General features: G+C 38.6%; 12 protein-coding genes. 11 read left to right on the top strand and 1 reads right to left on the bottom strand.

The window, feature by feature from the left end; all coding sequences use genetic code 11:
• Window positions 1-338 precede the first annotated feature (338 nt).
• The 11 genes from P0077_RS20365 to P0077_RS20315 all read left to right on the top strand — a co-directional run bounded on the left by P0077_RS20365 (window position 339) and on the right by P0077_RS20315 (window position 13,994).
• Window positions 339-1,130, top strand: a complete 792-nt coding sequence (locus P0077_RS20365) for an IclR family transcriptional regulator (protein ID WP_276167030.1) — start codon at window positions 339-341, stop codon at window positions 1,128-1,130.
• A 271-nt stretch (window positions 1,131-1,401) separates the two neighbouring features.
• Window positions 1,402-2,091, top strand: coding sequence for a helix-turn-helix domain-containing protein (locus tag P0077_RS20360; protein WP_276167029.1), 690 nt, complete (start codon window positions 1,402-1,404; stop codon window positions 2,089-2,091).
• Between the two features lie 46 nt (window positions 2,092-2,137).
• On the top strand, window positions 2,138-3,361 hold the full coding sequence (locus P0077_RS20355) for a glycoside hydrolase family 117 protein (RefSeq protein WP_276167028.1): 1,224 nt from the start codon (window positions 2,138-2,140) through the stop codon (window positions 3,359-3,361).
• A 16-nt stretch (window positions 3,362-3,377) separates the two neighbouring features.
• Window positions 3,378-4,394 (top strand): zinc-dependent alcohol dehydrogenase, encoded by a 1,017-nt coding sequence (locus tag P0077_RS20350; RefSeq protein ID WP_194530764.1) that lies wholly within the window; start codon window positions 3,378-3,380, stop codon window positions 4,392-4,394.
• 30 nt (window positions 4,395-4,424) lie between these two features.
• The gene (locus tag P0077_RS20345; RefSeq protein ID WP_276169235.1) at window positions 4,425-5,189 is read left to right on the top strand and encodes an SDR family NAD(P)-dependent oxidoreductase; all 765 of its coding nucleotides are present in this window, start codon (window positions 4,425-4,427) and stop codon (window positions 5,187-5,189) included.
• Window positions 5,190-5,235: 46 nt separating this feature from the next.
• The gene (locus P0077_RS20340) at window positions 5,236-6,627 is read left to right on the top strand and encodes a sulfatase (RefSeq protein ID WP_349292965.1); all 1,392 of its coding nucleotides are present in this window, start codon (window positions 5,236-5,238) and stop codon (window positions 6,625-6,627) included.
• Window positions 6,628-6,636: 9 nt separating this feature from the next.
• Window positions 6,637-8,091: an aldehyde dehydrogenase gene (aldA, locus tag P0077_RS20335; RefSeq protein WP_276167027.1), complete on the top strand. Its 1,455-nt coding sequence runs from the start codon at window positions 6,637-6,639 to the stop codon at window positions 8,089-8,091.
• Window positions 8,092-9,186, top strand: coding sequence for a mandelate racemase/muconate lactonizing enzyme family protein (locus tag P0077_RS20330; RefSeq protein ID WP_276167026.1), 1,095 nt, complete (start codon window positions 8,092-8,094; stop codon window positions 9,184-9,186).
• Between the two features lie 35 nt (window positions 9,187-9,221).
• Entirely contained in the window at window positions 9,222-10,265 is a 1,044-nt protein-coding gene (locus tag P0077_RS20325) for an aldose epimerase family protein (RefSeq protein WP_276167025.1), read from the top strand.
• Window positions 10,266-10,325: 60 nt separating this feature from the next.
• Window positions 10,326-11,345: an L-rhamnose/proton symporter RhaT gene (locus P0077_RS20320; protein ID WP_194527586.1), complete on the top strand. Its 1,020-nt coding sequence runs from the start codon at window positions 10,326-10,328 to the stop codon at window positions 11,343-11,345.
• 105 nt (window positions 11,346-11,450) lie between these two features.
• Window positions 11,451-13,994 carry a glycoside hydrolase family 2 TIM barrel-domain containing protein gene (locus P0077_RS20315; RefSeq protein ID WP_276167024.1) on the top strand — a complete coding sequence of 848 codons (2,544 nt, stop codon included), beginning with the start codon at window positions 11,451-11,453 and terminating at the stop codon, window positions 13,992-13,994.
• 15 nt (window positions 13,995-14,009) lie between these two features.
• Here the strand turns inward: P0077_RS20315 and P0077_RS20310 are convergent, their stop codons facing one another.
• Window positions 14,010-17,390, bottom strand: a complete 3,381-nt coding sequence (locus tag P0077_RS20310; protein ID WP_276167023.1) for a VCBS repeat-containing protein — start codon at window positions 17,388-17,390, stop codon at window positions 14,010-14,012.
• Window positions 17,391-17,567: the final 177 nt, after the last annotated feature.

Here is a 17,567-nt window from a genome sequence, read left to right as displayed (position 1 = left end):
ATGAAAAAGGGAGCGATTTTCGCCTCCTTTTTTTGTTTCGCTTTTGAGTCATAATAAAAATAAAATGGTAAAAAATATTAATGTCCTTATGTTTTTATCCGATAATGTGTTATTGAGTAACATGAGAATTAAAACGAAAAATTCAGAGGATAAATTTCTATGTTTTCGTAACTAATAGCTGCTAGTCCTTTTATTTCTGCGTTCGATTTTGGAATATGTCTATTACTTTTTGAATTTATGAGTTGTTGACTTTTTGTCTAGGTAAATATGTTTAATCCCGAGAGATTTTTTATCAAAATACGGAGAAGAGTCTTAAATTGCACTCATAATATGATATAATGAAGAAAGCCAAGGTAGAGCTAAAATCAACTTATAATGTTCCAAATTTAGAAAGAGGTCTTTCTATAATAGAGTTGTTGGCCACTCGGACAAAAGGATTGACCTTGGCGGAAATTACCGAAACACTTTCTATTACTAAGTCAAGTGCTTTTCGCATTGTAAGCACATTGATTTTTAAAAATTACCTTCAAAAAAACGAGACAACCAAAAAGATTACCCTTTCTAGGAAAATGCTCACTTTAGGTATTTCTTCTATGAATGAGCAAAGTTTGGTTGAGCATTCTATAGATGTAATGCGCGCTGTACGAGACGAGCTTAAGGAATCTGTTATGCTTGGTGTATTATTGGGGTCTACAGGAACCATTTTGGAACAAGTGCCATCTTCATACCCTGTAAAACTTTTTGTGGAACCTGGTACACAGTTTGATCTTCACAGCTCAGTAGGCGGTAAATGTATATTAGCGAACATTCCTGTAGATGAAGCAGATGAAGCCTTAAGGGGTAAAACACTGACCAAGTACACAGAGAACACCATTACTTCTAAAAAAGAATTTAAAACAGTCCTAAAGGAAGTTAAGTCAAAAGGCTATGCTATTGATAATAGTGAAGACATTCAGGGTATTAACTGTGTAGGAGCGCCAATTTTTAACGAACATGGCTACCCGGTAGCGGCACTTTGGATTACAGCACCTTATGGAAGGTTACCTGCATCTCAGTTTAGTAGTAAAGGTGAAATAGTAAAAAAATATGCCTTGGAAATTTCTACTAAATTAGGTTATCTAAAGCATTAATAGTCATTCTTCCTTCTTATTCAAATACGTAATTTTTATCTCTATGTTATTAGATGTAAATCATTTAGTACAACATAACATAGCTGTATTGCACTATTTTTGTAGTTTTTTCCTTGTTAAAATATTTGGATTCAAGAATTTGATGTTTTTGGTGTGGTTTGTGAAAGAAATCTTAAAAAAACACGGCCAAATTATACTGATATGTCAAATTTTTATATATTTTTGATTCAAATAAGAAACTAGTTTCATATTTGAATCAAAAAAACACCTTATGGAAGCAACTATTTTTAATGGAAAGAATGCTCTTGGTGCTACGGACAATGGCGAAGGAGTGATAGAGAACGGAGAACTACGCATAAAAGTTGATTTTATTGATGATTGTGGTGCAGATGTACCGGTTTATAACGCGGTCTTTAATCAAGGGTTAAACATGCCTGCCATTTTACTTGGGGCATTAAACTCATTAGGAGTGAAGATAAAAGTGTTGGAAACCGAAGCCGATGGTAAGTTGACCAAACGCTTCAAGTTGTTTAAGGATAAAAATGAAAAGAAATTTACTGCAAAAAAGGCTACTGAAAGAAAAGATTTCTTAGAAAAGAAGGTAACAGAAGTTTCATCACTTAATATATATGATCGGGAGTTTTTAAATCGAATCAGTATATATATGGAAGAGAACATGTCCGATGATACCTATTGGGTAGATGATTTGTCTTATGACATGAATACGAGTAGGTCTACTTTTTTTAGAAAATTAAAAAAGCTTACTGGGTATGCTCCCAAAGATTATATGAGAAATATGAGATTGACAAGAGCCGCTGAATTATTAGAAAACGGACAGTTGCGTATTGCAGAAGTGAGTTATCAAGTGGGGTTTAGCGACCCTAATTATTTTAGCAAATGTTTCAGAAGGTTTTATGGTACTTCGCCCTCTGATTATAGTGTTTTAAGCAGTGCCAGCTAGTAGAGAAAATTCATATATTTAAATTTATATCAAGTAACTGATAATCATGAACAAATACTCCCAATTTTTAATAGTAGCAGCAGTGCTGGTTTCGGCCTGTAATTCTCCTAAAACATCTAATGAAATGAAATCTACCAATGACTGTGATGATAAGGTGACATTTACTCCAGAGCAAATTGACCACCTCGGTATTACCGATACCAATCATTTGAGCGCAGCTTCAAAAAGAGCATTAAAGTGGCCAACGGATCTAGGTAACGAATGGTTCATTCAGTTTGGACCGCTTCAACCTTTAAAAGGAGATTTGGCCTATGAGGAAGGTGTTGTTCGTCGTGACCCTAGTGCCATTATCAAAGAGAACGGAAAGTACTATGTATGGTATACAAGAAGTACGGGACCCACTCAAGGTTTTGGAGGAGATATAGAAACTGAAAAGGTATTTCCTTGGGACCGTTGCGATATTTGGTATGCTACTTCAGAAGATGGCTGGACGTGGAAAGAAGAAGGGCCAGCGGTTACCCGTGGTGAGAAAGGTGCCTATGATGATCGTTCTGTTTTTACGGTTGAAATCATGAAATGGGAAGATAAATATTACCTATGCTACCAAACCGTAAAATCTCCATATAACGTCCGTGTAAAAAATCAGGTTGGTTTAGCATGGGCTGACTCTCCCAACGGACCTTGGACAAAGAGCGAAGAGCCAATTTTGAGTCCTGCGGACAATGGTATATGGAAGGGCGAAGAACAGAACCGGTTTGCCGTAGAAAAAAAGGGTGACTTTGACAGTCATAAAGTTCACGATCCTTGTATTCTACCCTATAAGGGAAAATTCTATTTGTACTACAAAGGAGAGCAAATGGGTGAGGAAATCACTTTTGGAGGAAGACAAATTCGTCATGGTGTTGCCATTGCGGATAACCCTAAGGGGCCTTATGTGAAATCACCATATAACCCAATAAGTAATAGTGGTCATGAAATTTGTGTTTGGCCTTATGATGGCGGTATAGCCGCATTGATTACTACGGATGGTCCTGAGAAGAATACAATTCAATGGGCTCCAGATGGTATTAATTTCGATATCAAGTCTGTTATCCCTGGGGTTAATGCTCATGCTATTGGTTTAAATAGAACTGCGGATGTTGAAAAAGAACCGACGGAAATTTTAAGATGGGGCTTAACACATGTATACAATAGTGGCGATTACCAAAGTATAATGAGATTTTCTTCTCAACGAAAAACATCGCACACTGCAAAAGGTGAAAAGAAATAATAGAGAAATATAGTTAATGAAAGCAACAGTTTACAAAGGAAACAAAACGTTTTCTGTAATAGAGAAGGAGATTGAGCAGCCTGCAAAAGGTGATGTAAGAATAAAGGTAGCCTATTCCGGTGTATGTGGTACGGATGTGCACATTTATCATGGTATGATGGATAAAAGGGTAGAAATGCCTCAAACTATTGGCCATGAAATGTCCGGTGTCATTGATGCTGTCGGTGAAGGGGTTGAAGGGTACGAAGTTGGGGACAAGGTTGTGGTTCGCCCACTGGATGACCGTAAGGTTAAAGCTTCCGATAAAGGGTTCAATCATATCTGTGAAGAATTAAAATTCATTGGTATTGATAGTCCAGGTTCAATGCAACAATATTGGAACGTACCATCTTTTGTTCTTCATAAGCTAAAGGCTGAAACCGATTTAAAACTGGCGGCTTTAATAGAGCCATTATCGGTTGCCACACACGATGTTCGTAGAAGCGGATTGGTTGCAGGTGAGACTGCCGTTGTTCTAGGTGGTGGACCTATAGGTCTTTTGGTAGCTATGGTGGCCAAAGATGTAGGTGCAAATGTTATTATTTCGGAAGTAAACGAAAAGCGTATTGCCAAAGCTGAATCTATGGGGTTACATGCTGTTAACCCAATGAAAGTGGATTTAGTAGAATACGTAAAAGAGAAAACGGATAACCGTCGTGCAGATGTGGTTTTTGAAGTAGCCGGCGTACAACCTGCTTTAGATATTATGTGCGAAGTAGCCGGTATTCGTGGTAGAATATTAATGGTAGCTATTCATGGGGAAAAGAAACCAGTAGATCTTTTTAAATTTTTCTGGAAAGAGCTGAGCTTAATTGGTGCTCGTGTGTACGAGAAGGAAGATTATGAGAAGTCAATTGAATTGATTACGGCTAACGAACTTCCTTTTGAGGACATGATTACGGACGTACAACCATTGACCAAAATCCAACAAGTTTTTGAAAACATAGATAATAATCCAGATGGTATGAAGGTACTAATGGATTGTCAACAATAATAAAGAGAAATAACGCATAAGGAAATGAGCATATTAAATCAATTTAGCCTAAAAGGTAAAACCGCTTTGGTAACGGGTTGCAAAAGAGGAATTGGAAAAGCTATGGCAGTTGCCTTGGCGGAAGCTGGTGCGGATATCATTGGGGTCAGTGCTTCTTTGGAGAAGCATGGTAGCATGGTAGAGCAAGAAGTTGAAGCTACAGGTAGAAAGTTTAAAGCCTATACTTGCGATTTTGGGAATAGAGAAGCTTTATACGAATTCATTAAAGAAGTAAAAGGCGACTTTCCAAAAATTGATATTTTGGTAAATAATGCAGGGACAATCCTAAGAGCTCCAGCGGTTGAGCACTCAGATGAATATTGGGATAAGGTAATTGAAATCAACCAAACGGCACAATTTGTATTAACCCGTGAAATTGGTAAGGAAATGGTAGCTCGTGGTGAAGGTAAAATTATTTTCACGGCTTCCTTGTTGACCTTCCAAGGAGGTATTACCGTACCAGGTTATGCAGCAAGTAAAGGAGCTATTGGTCAAATGACAATGGCGTTTGCAAATGAGTGGGCCGGAAAAGGAGTAAATGTAAATGCAATTGCTCCCGGTTACATTAGTACGGATAATACGGAAGCCTTAAGAAATGACCCGGATAGATCAGCATCTATCCTATCTAGGATACCGGCGGGAAGATGGGGTAAACCTGAAGATTTTGCAGGGCCTATCGTGTTTTTAAGTTCTGATGCAGCTGGTTATATGAGTGGTGTTACCATGCTCGTAGATGGTGGCTGGATGGGTCGATAATTTGTTCAAAGAGATAAGAAAAAATCCCAATAAAAATTTAAGGAAAATGAAATTGCCAAGACGGGTATTCTTGTTCTTTGCGTCCTTTGCAATGCTTTGTAATTGTTGGGGGCAAGACAAACCTAATATTGTTTTTATCCTATCGGATGATGCGGGTTATGCAGATTTTGGCTTTCAGGGAAGCAAAGATTTTCAAACTCCTGAACTTGATAAATTGGCAAAAAATGGGGTTCGATTTACTCAGGCGTATGTTTCTGCGGCCGTTTGTGGACCATCGCGCGCCGGACTTTTGACAGGAAAATATCAGCAGAAATTTGGGTTCGAAGAGAACAACGTTCCCGGTCTTATGAGTAAAAACGGAATTACCGGAGATGATATGGGGCTTCCGCTGGACCAGAAGACAATGGCGGATTACCTCAAAGAACAAGGTTATAAAACGGCGATATTTGGAAAATGGCATCAAGGTAATGCAGACCGTTTTCATCCTACCAAAAGAGGTTTTGATGAGTTTTATGGCTTCCGTGGCGGCGCAAGAAGTTATATGCCTTATGGAAATGAAAATAAACTTCGTCGGGACGAAGATAGACTTGAACGTGGTTTTGAGAATTATCTAGAGCATGACGGATATCTCACGGATGAATTAGCAGAAGAGGCCAACTCGTTTATGGATAGAAACCAAAAGAATCCATTTTTCATTTATCTGGCTTTCAATGCGGTACATACACCAATGGAAGCAAAAGAAGAGGATTTAAAGAAAGTGAATGGCCTGAGCGGGAAACGGAAAACTTTAGCAGCTATGGCTATTGCAATGGATAGAGCATGTGGGAAAGTTTTGGACCATATTAAAGAACTGGGCCTGGAAAAGAGCACACTTATAGTTTTTACCAATGACAATGGTGGCCCTTCGGATTCTAATGAATCATTAAATGACCCGTTAAGCGGTACAAAAGCAAACCACTTAGAAGGGGGAATACGCGTTCCTTTCTTGATGTCATGGCCCGGTATGTTAAAATCAAATACAGTCTATGAAAATCCAGTAAGTACATTAGACCTTTTGCCAACTTTTGTTACTGCCGCAGGCGGGGATGTTAGTAATGTGGAAGGTTTGGATGGAGTAGATCTACTGCCTTATTTAAAAGAAAAGAAGGCCGGTATTCCCCATACAACATTGTATTGGAAAAAAGAGAACAGGGGAGCCGTTAGGCATAACGATTGGAAATTGGTTCGTTTTCCTGATCGTCCCGCAGAGTTGTACAACATAAAGGAAGATATTTCAGAAGTGAACGATTTGGCTTTGGCACATCCAGAGAAGGTTCGTGAGCTTTACAAAATGCTTTTTGACTGGGAACTTACATTAGAAAGACCGCTTTGGGAATTAGAAAGAAGATTTGAAGGCAAAGCAGCTACAAGAATGGATACATATAGAAAACATAAATAAAATAAGAACATGTCAGCAATTAAAGAATACCAACTATTTATTGACGGAAAATGGGTAACATCCACATCAGGTAAGACCATAGATATCGTAAATCCAACTACGGAAGAAGTTGTTGCGAGAGTGCAAAACGGAACAGTAGAGGAGGCGCAGCAAGCTCTGAATGCTGCTGATAAGGCACAAAAAGAATGGAAAAAATTGCCTGCTCGCTCTCGTGCAGACTTATTATATAAGCTGGCGAACGAGATAAAGGCAAATTCAGATTACTTAGCGGAACTTTTGGTTAAGGAACAAGGTAAATTGCTCAAAGTGGCCAAAGGGGAAGTCGCGGTGACGGCTTCATTTATAGAGTACGCTTGTGAAGGTGCAAGAAGAATTGAAGGAGATATTATTCCTTCGGATAACCCTAATGAGCAAATCTGGATTCAGAAAATACCACGCGGTGTTGTTGTGGCTATTACAGCTTGGAATTTTCCATTGGCCTTGGCAGGACGTAAGTTAGGACCGGCTTTGGTTGCGGGAAATACTATCGTAATTAAACCGACTTCAGAAACACCATTAGCTACTCTTGAATTGGGTAATTTGGCCAAAAAGGTTGGTATTCCAGACGGAGTTATCAATATTTTAACTGGTCCGGGAAGGGCAATGGGTAACGCATTGGTTGAGAGTCCTATAACTAAAATGGTTACCATGACCGGATCTACTCCAGTTGGTCAATCTATTGCTAGGGCTGCTGCTCAGAATCTTACTCATGTGCAGTTGGAACTTGGAGGTAAGGCTCCGTTTATAGTTTTTGAGGATGCAGATATAGATGCAGCGGTTGATTCTGCGCTTCACTCACGTTTTGATAACTGTGGTCAAGTTTGTACCTGTAATGAAAGAATGTATGTGCATGAGGGTGTTTATGATACTTTCATGGAAAAATTCATAGCTAAAACAAAAGCAATTAAAGTAGGTGATCCAATGTTGGATGATACCGATATGGGACCAAAAGTAAACGCATCCGAATTAAAACATATGGAGCATTTAGTAGCCGTTAGTTTGGAAGAAGGGGCAACTTTGGCTACGGGTGGTAAAAAACTTGAAGGAAAAGCTTTTGAAAAAGGATTCTGGTTTGAGCCTACGGTTTTGACCAATGTAACACAAGATATGACTATTGTTCATGAAGAGTCTTTTGGACCTATTCTTCCGGTTTTGAAATTCAAGACTTTTGAGGAAGTTATTGGATATGCCAATGATTGTGAGTACGGATTGGCAGCAATGGTTTTTACCAATAACATGAATACCATCATGAAGTGTAATGACGAACTTGAATACGGTGAAATTTACGTGAACCGTGGTCATGGGGAGCAGCATCAAGGTTTCCACAATGGTTATAAACTAAGTGGTTCAGGTGGGGAAGATGGCAAGTACGGCTTTGAGCAGTACATGGAGAAAAAGACGTTTTACATTAGACATAAAGCATAGATGGCTACGCAAATTAAATCGGTTGATTGTAAGTTGTTCAGGGTTCCGTTGCCGGAAGTCATGAACGATGCCAAACATGGAGACCATACGCATTTTGAACTGGTTACTTCTACTATTACTTTAGAAGATGGGAGTACAGGAACTGGTTATACTTATACAGGCGGGAAAGGCGGAAATGCCATAAAGGCAATGGTAGACCACGATATTGCGCCGGCTTTAATTGGTAAGGATGGTACAGATGTAGAAGGTATCTATGATTTCTTAGAGTGGCATATGCATTATGTGGGCCGCGGCGGTATTGTATCTTTTGCGGTTTCTACAATTGATATTGCCCTGTGGGACATTCGTTGTAAAAAAGCAGAAAAACCGTTATGGCAAATGGCCGGTGGAGCTGGTAAAACCTGTAAAGCATATTGTGGCGGAATAGATTTACAATTCCCTATTCCAAAACTTTTGAAGAATATGGAAGGTTATTTGGCTGCTGGTTTTAATGCGGTTAAAATAAAAATAGGACGGGAAAACCTGGATGAGGATATAGAACGCATTAAGGCCGTTCGTGAATTTATTGGTCCGGATGTAACTTTCATGGTCGATGCCAATTATTCCATGACCGTTGAAAAAGCTATAAAGGCGATTAACAGGTTCCGGGAATATGACATTACTTGGTTTGAAGAACCTATCATACCGGATAACTACATGGGGTTTGCCCAGATTTCAGATGCTACGGATTTCCCGTTGGCCATGGGCGAAAATTTACATACCATTCATGAGTTTGAATATGCCATGGATCAGGCAAAATTATCTTTTGTTCAACCGGATGCTTCCAACTGTGGGGGTATTACGGGTTGGTTGGCCGCAGCAAGATTAGCGGATAAGCACAATATTCCGGCATGTTCTCACGGTATGCAGGAGCTGCACGTAAGTTTGGTATCCGCACAGCCTAATTCGGGTTGGTTAGAGGTACATAGTTTTCCTATTGATCAATATACCAAAAGGCCTTTGGTGGTGGAAAATCATCTTGCCGTTGCGCCGGATACACCTGGTGTAGGCGTTGATTTCGATTGGGAAAAACTTGCACCTTATCAATCTAAATAGAACATCAAATAAGAACATTTTAAATGCAAATGATAATGAGAACAGATCAAACGGATTTTGGTGTACTGAATGGTGAGACTATTCAACAGTATACTTTGGAAAATGATAATGGAGTTCGAGTAAAAATCTCCAACTATGGGGCTACAATTACCTCTATTTTAGTGCCGAACAAAGAAGGTAAAGCCGAAGAAATCGTTTGTGGTTTTGATACTTTTGAAGGCTATTTTTCTGATGCTTATAAAGCAAATGCCCCCTATTTTGGAGGAACCGTAGGTCGTTATTGTTCGCAAATTAAGGATGCTAAATTTTCTTTGAACGGAAAGGATTATGAACTGGCAAAAATAGTTGGTGATAATAATCTTCACGGTGGTAAAGTGGGCTTCGACAAAAAAATATGGAAAGTAAGTTCGTTTTCAAACGAGTTAGCTAACATTCAAATGGAACTTACAAGTCTTCATTTAGAAGAAGGTTTTCCTGGAAATATTACGGTTCAAGTGACCTTTACATTGACAAATGACAATGAACTTAAAATACGATATGGCGCAATAACCGACCAAGACACGCCTTTCACCATTACAAATCACTCGTATTTTAATCTTTCTGGTTTTGCTGAAAATGTAGAGGCTCACTCCGTAATGGTAAACTCGGATACCAAACAAATTTGGGATGAAACCGGTGCAGCAACAGGTGAGAATGTTTCTGTTGCGGGCAAAGCCGATGATTTGCGTACGGCAAAGACCATAAAAGAAGTACATGATGCCATGGGCGACGGTTTTGAGCACTTTTACCTCTTTGAAGATAAAGGATTTGAACTGGGTAAAGTGGCCGAAATATCCGAGCCTAAGAGTGGGCGCTCTATGGAAGTTTTTACTACAGAGCCCGGCATGTTATTGTATACGGGTAAATATACTTCTGATGAACTAAAACGAGAATCCGGCTTGCAGTACGGCAAATATCGCGGATTTTGTTGTGAAACCCACCGCTATCCTAATGGACCGAATATTGCCACTGCTCCCCAGAGCATTCTAAAAGTTGGCGAAGTTTATAACAGTACTACTATTTTTAAATTCAACTGGTAAATCAATAAAAGTCGGGTGGGCCGGTAGTGGTTGACTTGACTTCAATTAAATATTTAAGTTATGACCGAAGGAGTTTTATGGGCGATTTTCGCCGGATTGATGTTGGGCCTTTATGCCCTTCCCGAAAAATTTACAAAGGGGTTCAAGTATGAAAATACGTGGAGTCTCTTTTTTCTCCTGACTATGTTCGTGGTGCCCATTATAGCATCAGTGACTCTTATTCAGGGTTTTGGTGAAATTTTTGGTAATATGCCAACCGATATTTGGATTAAAATGGGACTTACCAGTTTCCTTTGGGGAATAGGCGTTATGATGTGGAGTAAAGCCATAAATCATATAGGACTTTCCTTAGGTTTTTCAATATTTATTGGAACTATAATTTTAGTAGGTTCCCTTTTACCGTTCATAGAAGATGGTTTACCGCCATCTAATGTATTAACCTTCATTTTAGTCGGTATTTTGGTGGTCTTGCTTGGGGTAATATTGAACGGAAAGGCAGGTCTTACGCGAGAAAAGGACGAGAAAAAAATCGCCACGGAAAAAGGAGGTTCCAATAAAGGTTCTATGGTAACAGGTATTATGATTGCTGTTGTTGGAGGTCTTTTGGCTACCGGTTTCAGTTATGCCAATGCCGCAGGAAGACCATATTTGCACGAGGCAAGCATAGCACAGGGCAATGCCGATTGGATAACAGCAGTAGCTGTTATGTTTCCTATTTTTTTAAGTGGGGGTATCGTTATGACTGCTTACTTCTTATGGCAGTTAAATGCCAAAAAAGCATGGGGAGATTTCAAAACGCCAGCTTTTGGAAAGAATCTATTTCTTATTCTGATCATGGCCGTTTTTCATTATGCTGCCTCGGCTCTTTTTGCATATGCTGCATTTAAACTTGGTGCATCCGGAAATACTGTTGGGTATGCAATTTTTAATACAGCTTCTGTTGCTACGGCCATTGTAAGTGGTTTGGTAACTAAGGAATGGATAAGCGCTTCACCAAAAGCTAGAAACCTATTATATGGTGGATTGGGTTGTATGATTGCAGGAATTGTAATTGTGGCTTATGCGAACGGATTAGGTTAATGCCGGCTCTCCATCAAAAATAAAGTTAGTTTGTTTTAGTAGTAAGCCCGATTGTTATTAGCTTTTCAATTGGGCTTTTTTGATTGATATGGTAAATATAGAGTTATGAAAAAATATCTTTTGTTTTTTACACTGATTGGTTCCGTGCTAACTTCTTGCACGAATGATAAACGGGCTACAACAGAATTAACACAAGTATCTACTGATTTCAATTACGATTGGCAGTTTCAGTTGGTAGACACCACTGGGAACTCCGCCAACTGGAAAAACGTAAGACTTCCACATGATTGGAGTGTTGAAGCTTCTTTTGACTCCATAAATGGAGAAGGGGCTACTGGGTATCTTCCCGGAGGTACAGGGTTATATCGTAAGAAATTCCCATTAAAACTACAAGAGAATGAAAATGCATATATATTGTTTGATGGGGTTTATAATAACTCGGAAGTTGTTTTGAACGGAGAAAAGGTCGGTGCTCATCCGTATGGATATTCTCCTTTTTATTTTAACATTTCACCTTATTTGAATTCGGAAAAAGACTCGAATTTAATCGAGGTTAAGGTTGATAGAACCCGTTATGCCGACAGCCGTTGGTACACGGGTTCAGGAATATATCGAGATGTAAAACTTTTGGTCAAAAACAAATTGCACATTCCTGTCTGGGGCGTGTTCATTACGACTCCTAAAATAGATGAAAATAGGGCAGAAGTTTCTGTAGCAATTGATATCCAGAACGATTTTTCAGAGAATAAAAACGCTGAAATACAAACTGATATTTATGATAGAGAAGGGAAAAAAGTCAATGAACAAACAAATACATTTTCCATTGCTGGAAATACGAAGACTTCACATCAACAGTCCATATTCATTGAAAATGCTAATCTATGGAGTGTTGAAAATCCCTATTTATACAAAGCCATTACCTCAATCGTGCAAGACGGAAAAATTATTGATCGACAGGAAACAACCTTTGGTGTTCGATCCATCCGTTTTGAAGCTAATGAAGGGTTTTTCCTTAACGGTGAAAATATGAAAATTAAAGGAGTTTGCCTGCACCATGACGGAGGATTGGTAGGTGCTGCAGTTCCTGATGATGTTTGGAGAAGACGCTTGGCCAAGTTAAAAGAAGCGGGGTGTAATGCGATTAGAATTTCGCATAATCCCGGTTCCCAAGCATTTTTAGATTTGTGCGATGAGATGGGCTTTCTGGTACAGGATGAGTTTTTTGATGAGTGGGACAATCCCAAGGACAAAAGAAAGAACATGAACGAACAAAGTGTGGATTATATCACAAGAGGATATACTGAACATTTTCAAGAATGGGCAGAAAAAGATTTAAAAAATACCGTATTGGCGCACCGAAACCATCCAAGCATTATACAGTGGAGCATCGGTAACGAGATAGAGTGGACCTATCCTAGAAATGCAGATGCCACGGGTTTCTTTAACAACATGGGATGGCAGGGCAATTACTTCTTTTCTGAACCACCGTTTTCCGTAGAGCAGATAAATGAAAAATTGAAAACTTTACCCAAGGGAAAATATGATATAGGAAAAACGGCTCACAAGTTGGCAAAATGGACCAAGGAATTGGACACTACACGCTATGTAACTGCTAATTGCATTCTACCTTCCGCTAGCCATTTATCAGGCTATGCAGATGCTTTGGACGTGGTGGGCTATAGTTACCGACGGGTAATTTATGATTACGGACATAAAAATTATCCGGACAAAGTGATTATGGGTACGGAGAATCTTCCCCAATGGCATGAATGGAAAGCGGTGATGGAACGTCCGTTTATTTCCGGGCTCTTTTTGTGGACGGGAATTGATTATATGGGTGAGTCTAACGGAGGCTGGCCAAAAAAAGGCACGAATAGTGGATTACTGAATTCCGCAGGTTTCGAAAAGACCTCATACCATATGATGAAAACGCTTTGGAGCGATGAGCCTCATTTATATATTACCACACAGTCTTTGGATAAATCTATTTTTAAATTAAATAGTGTAGGAGAACCCATAGAAAAGAAAAAAGATGCTTGGAAAAAAGCATTGTGGTTTTGGTATGAAACCAATGACTATTGGAATTACAATACTAACGAGCCAACGGTAGTAGAGGTATATTCCAATTGTGATGAAGTAGAGCTCTTTTTAAATAATACTTCTTTAGGACGAAAAAACCTTGAAGATTTTGCGGATCATATTTACAAATGGTCCGTTCCGTTTACCGAAGGGGAATTAAGGGCCGAAGGCTATATTGGTGGAAAAAAAGTGGATGCCATTGCGCAGATAAAAACAGCGAAAGAACCTTATGCGGTTCACCTATCCGTAGACAAGACAGAATTAGGTGCCAATACCTATGATGCAGCTCATATTATAGCTCAAATTGTAGATAAAGATGGCAAACCGGTAAGACACCTCAATTCAGAAATTATTTTTACTGTTCATGGTGATGTAAGGCTACTTGGGGTTGATAATGGTTCGGAAAGAAATGTTCAGGATTTTCAGTCCAATAAAATTGTGACAGACCAAGGTAGGACACTTTTAATAGTGCAATCAAACGCTCAGGCAGATAAAGTAACTATTTCCGCTGCTTCCGAAGGTTTGAAAGCAGGGGAGGTAACTTTAAAGATTATACCAGCTGACAAGTAGGTTTTCTTGCTGACTTTAGTTGCATCCTATAAGTTGTAAGTAATGGTCGTTGTTACCAACTAGTATATTGGATTTATCACCGGTCTTAAGAACTTTCATGTCTTTGACATCAAAAGGAGTATAAAATCCACTTTCTGCTGTTGTAATCGGAATAAAATCTCCTTTTCCGTTGCCTTTAAGAAAAAGACCTACACCGGCATCGTTTCTTGGAGTTTCAATCTCGGAGGTAAATAAATTTCCGGCAATCAATAAGTCTTTGTGGCCGTCTTTATTAAAATCTTCTGCAAGGATGGTGTTTATGCTAGATACTTGCGCCAGTTTTGGAAGCTCGTGTAGTTGAAGTGATTTTCCATCAACATTTTCAATATAATAGGAAGCAAAAGTATATGCCGATAAATGAAGGGCATCATTAAGTTGGTCTCCGTATATATCTTTCAAATCAGAATCACCAAAAGATTCAAAAGTGGGGAATTTGGCGTCTAACTCTGGTATTTGCTCCACGGAACAAGACCGCCCTCTTATGGGATAAACTTCTCCTTCTTCAAAATAACTGAGGACAATATCTTGCTTTCCATTTTTATCAAAATCTGCACTATGAACCTGAAATGGATGTTTGGGTGATGCTTTATATTTATAATTCAAACCTAAATTACCTACAATGAAATCATCATCGCCATCATTATCCATATCGGCTTTGGTGACGTTGTAATACCAACCATTGGTTTTATCTAAACCTTCAATAGATGTACGTTCAAAAATCCCGTTTTCGGTTTGCAAGAAAGTTGTAATAGGCATCCATTCGCCAACAATAATCAAGTCTAATTTGTCATCATTATTAATGTGTGCCCATTGAGCGGAAGTCACCATACCTAGATTTTTGAAGTCCGGAGCTTTTGAAGAGGTTACATTCTTTAGATACCCATTATCATTTTGTAGTAACATGCTATTGGCCGGAGAAGGGTATTTACCGGGTGTTTGTCTACCTCCTATAAACAGATCTATATCGCCATCATTATCGTAATCCGCAGGGATTACTTGGGAGCCGCTATCCAAGTATTTTGGTAATCTGCCGCTGTCTTTTTTAAAATGACCCGTACCGTCGTTAAGGTATAGTCGGTCTTGAAGGTTTTTGCTGTTTTCCTGAAATTCGTAACCACCACTAACTACAAATAGGTCTTGGTCTCCATCTTTATCAATATCAAAAAACACACTGCCAAGGTCCTCAGAAATTTTATCTTTCAGAAAAGATAGTTGCGGAATAGAATCAAAACTCCCTGTTCTGTTTTGAACAAAAAGAGCTCCGCTTTTGCCCGAAGCACCCCCAACGTAAAAATCATCAAGTCCGTCCGAATTAACATCGGCTACCGCTATCGTTGGTCCAAATTGAGACATTTTGTGCGGCAGAAGAACTTGTTTCTGGTAATCGTCAAATTCATTTTCTGTATGCTTGTATTTTAGTTGAGCTTTAACCGTGTTCTCTTTGAAAATTGGCTTGATGGATATGTTTGTCCTACTTATAAATTCTTCATTTTTCTGATAAATAGCTAACGACTGATTTGAGCGAACATCTTTAAGCTCACTTACCTGGCCGTTGGGCCATTGAATCCGAATTTTTTCAATGTCTTCCATAGAACCGACTCCAAAATGAGCTGTATTTTCGCTTTTTGACATATAACCCCGCACATTGGTTACTTCTATGGTCTGCCATAGATTAGCGTCTTTATAGAGTGAAATTTTACTGCTTAGAGCTTCGGTCTGTGAAGTGGGGTGGAGGTTAAATCTAATGTAGTTTCCAATATTCTTTTCTACCGTATGGTTTTTATAGATGAAAGCCTTTTCGTCTATATTGTTTATAATAAGGTCTAAATCTCCATCTTGATCTAGATCTGCGTAGGCCGAACCATTAGATAAGGTTTCAAGCTCAAATCCCCATTCTTTATTTTGTTTGGTAAAAGTTAGGTCACCATTATTTTTATAAGCATAGTTTTGAAGCTTGTCTTCTGGCGCAATTTTAGTTAATGCCAAAATATCTACTACATCTTGAAATTTTTTATTTTCCTTTTTTGCAACCTTATCAATGCTATCTAAAATTCGTTCGTATTTTTTATTTACATCGCTGTTACGCATATTTCGCTTAATGCCATTGGTAACGAAAATGTCTTTTAGACCGTCATTATCAAAATCAGCAATTAGTGGTCCCCAACTCCAATCTGTATTGGACACTCCAGCCATTTGGGCTACATCACTAAAAGAACCATTGCAATTGTTTCGTTGTAAAGTGTTGAACATATATTGATAATGCCCACCTTCATTAACCATGTTCCAGAAATTTTCTGGATTCATACCGCCCATATTAGTTTTGATACGTTTGTGGTCTTCTGCAACCATATCCAAAACCATAATATCTAAGTTGCCATCATTGTCAAAATCGGCAATATCAGTACCCATGCTAAAATTGGAAATGTGTTTAAAGTTATTTTTCAAGTTTTCCTTAAACCCTCCTTTTTTATCGTTTAGATAAAAAAAGTCGGGCTCATTATAGTCGTTGGCAACATACATATCTTGCCATCCGTCATTATTAAGGTCTCCAACTGCTACAGAAAGGCCAAAAGCCAAATTCTCGGTTTTGGCCATAGGAGAAACTTCAATAAATCCAATATCTTTCCCTAGGTTTTTATAAAGTTTATCACTGTATGCAGGATTGGAGCCTTTTACCCTTTTTTTTCCTCCTTGTCTATTACCGTAGCCAGGAGGTTGATTTATTACATAAAGATCAAGGAGTCCATTTTTGTCATAGTCCAAGAAACTGGACTGAATAGAAAAACCCTTATCATCTAAACCATAATGCGCAGCCATTTCCTTGAATGTACCATTACCAGAATTTATGTATAGTAAATTGGCACTCTTGTCTCTGTTGCCTTGTTCATTTTTACATACGTATATATCTTGATGGCCATCTCCATTAATATCTGCAAATGTGACGCCGGTAGACCAGCTATCACTTTTTAGGATGCCGGCTCTCTCAGTGACATCTTCAAAAACCATATCTCCCTTATTCAGGAACAGCATATCATTTACCTGATTACCGGAAAAATAAATATCAGGCAGTCCATCATTATTTATATCACCAATAGCTACACCTGCACCAGTAACGAAATTTTCATTTACAAGATGGTTTTCCTTAGCGGTTTCTTTTAAGGTATTTGAAAAATGGATACCAGAATCTTCTGGGTCAACTAGTGTAAATAATGTTGTTGAATCATCAACTGGCTTTTGCTCTTTTTTATTACAAGAAAACAAGAACAAAAATGAAAAACCGAGTAATCCCAAACTCCAGTTTGTTTTCATGGAATCCAAAGCAATAAACGCTATATCTTTTACAGAGAAACTAAACATAATAAGGTTTGTATAATAATGTTCAAAATACGGAAAGACTCTTAACAGAATGGGTAATATAAGTTCATGCTTAGGTAATTATAGGTCAAAAGAGATGCTTGACCTATAATTACCCGATTTTGACCATTTATTGCCGAGTCTTAACAAGCACAATATACTTTCTTTGACAATATAATT

This window comes from Zobellia alginiliquefaciens (assembly GCF_029323795.1).
Classification (GTDB): domain Bacteria; phylum Bacteroidota; class Bacteroidia; order Flavobacteriales; family Flavobacteriaceae; genus Zobellia; species Zobellia alginiliquefaciens.
This window is presented reverse-complemented; position numbering and strand designations above follow the sequence as displayed.

Coding starts and splice junctions, on each gene's coding strand:
- P0077_RS20365 (WP_276167030.1), top strand. CDS start 339: ATGAAGAAAGCCAAGGTAGAGCTAAAATCAACTTATAATGTTCCAAAT.
- P0077_RS20360 (WP_276167029.1), top strand. CDS start 1,402: ATGGAAGCAACTATTTTTAATGGAAAGAATGCTCTTGGTGCTACGGAC.
- P0077_RS20355 (WP_276167028.1), top strand. CDS start 2,138: ATGAACAAATACTCCCAATTTTTAATAGTAGCAGCAGTGCTGGTTTCG.
- P0077_RS20350 (WP_194530764.1), top strand. CDS start 3,378: ATGAAAGCAACAGTTTACAAAGGAAACAAAACGTTTTCTGTAATAGAG.
- P0077_RS20340 (WP_349292965.1), top strand. CDS start 5,236: ATGAAATTGCCAAGACGGGTATTCTTGTTCTTTGCGTCCTTTGCAATG.
- aldA (WP_276167027.1), top strand. CDS start 6,637: ATGTCAGCAATTAAAGAATACCAACTATTTATTGACGGAAAATGGGTA.
- P0077_RS20330 (WP_276167026.1), top strand. CDS start 8,092: ATGGCTACGCAAATTAAATCGGTTGATTGTAAGTTGTTCAGGGTTCCG.
- P0077_RS20325 (WP_276167025.1), top strand. CDS start 9,222: ATGAGAACAGATCAAACGGATTTTGGTGTACTGAATGGTGAGACTATT.
- P0077_RS20320 (WP_194527586.1), top strand. CDS start 10,326: ATGACCGAAGGAGTTTTATGGGCGATTTTCGCCGGATTGATGTTGGGC.
- P0077_RS20315 (WP_276167024.1), top strand. CDS start 11,451: ATGAAAAAATATCTTTTGTTTTTTACACTGATTGGTTCCGTGCTAACT.
- P0077_RS20310 (WP_276167023.1), bottom strand. CDS start 17,390: ATGTTTAGTTTCTCTGTAAAAGATATAGCGTTTATTGCTTTGGATTCC.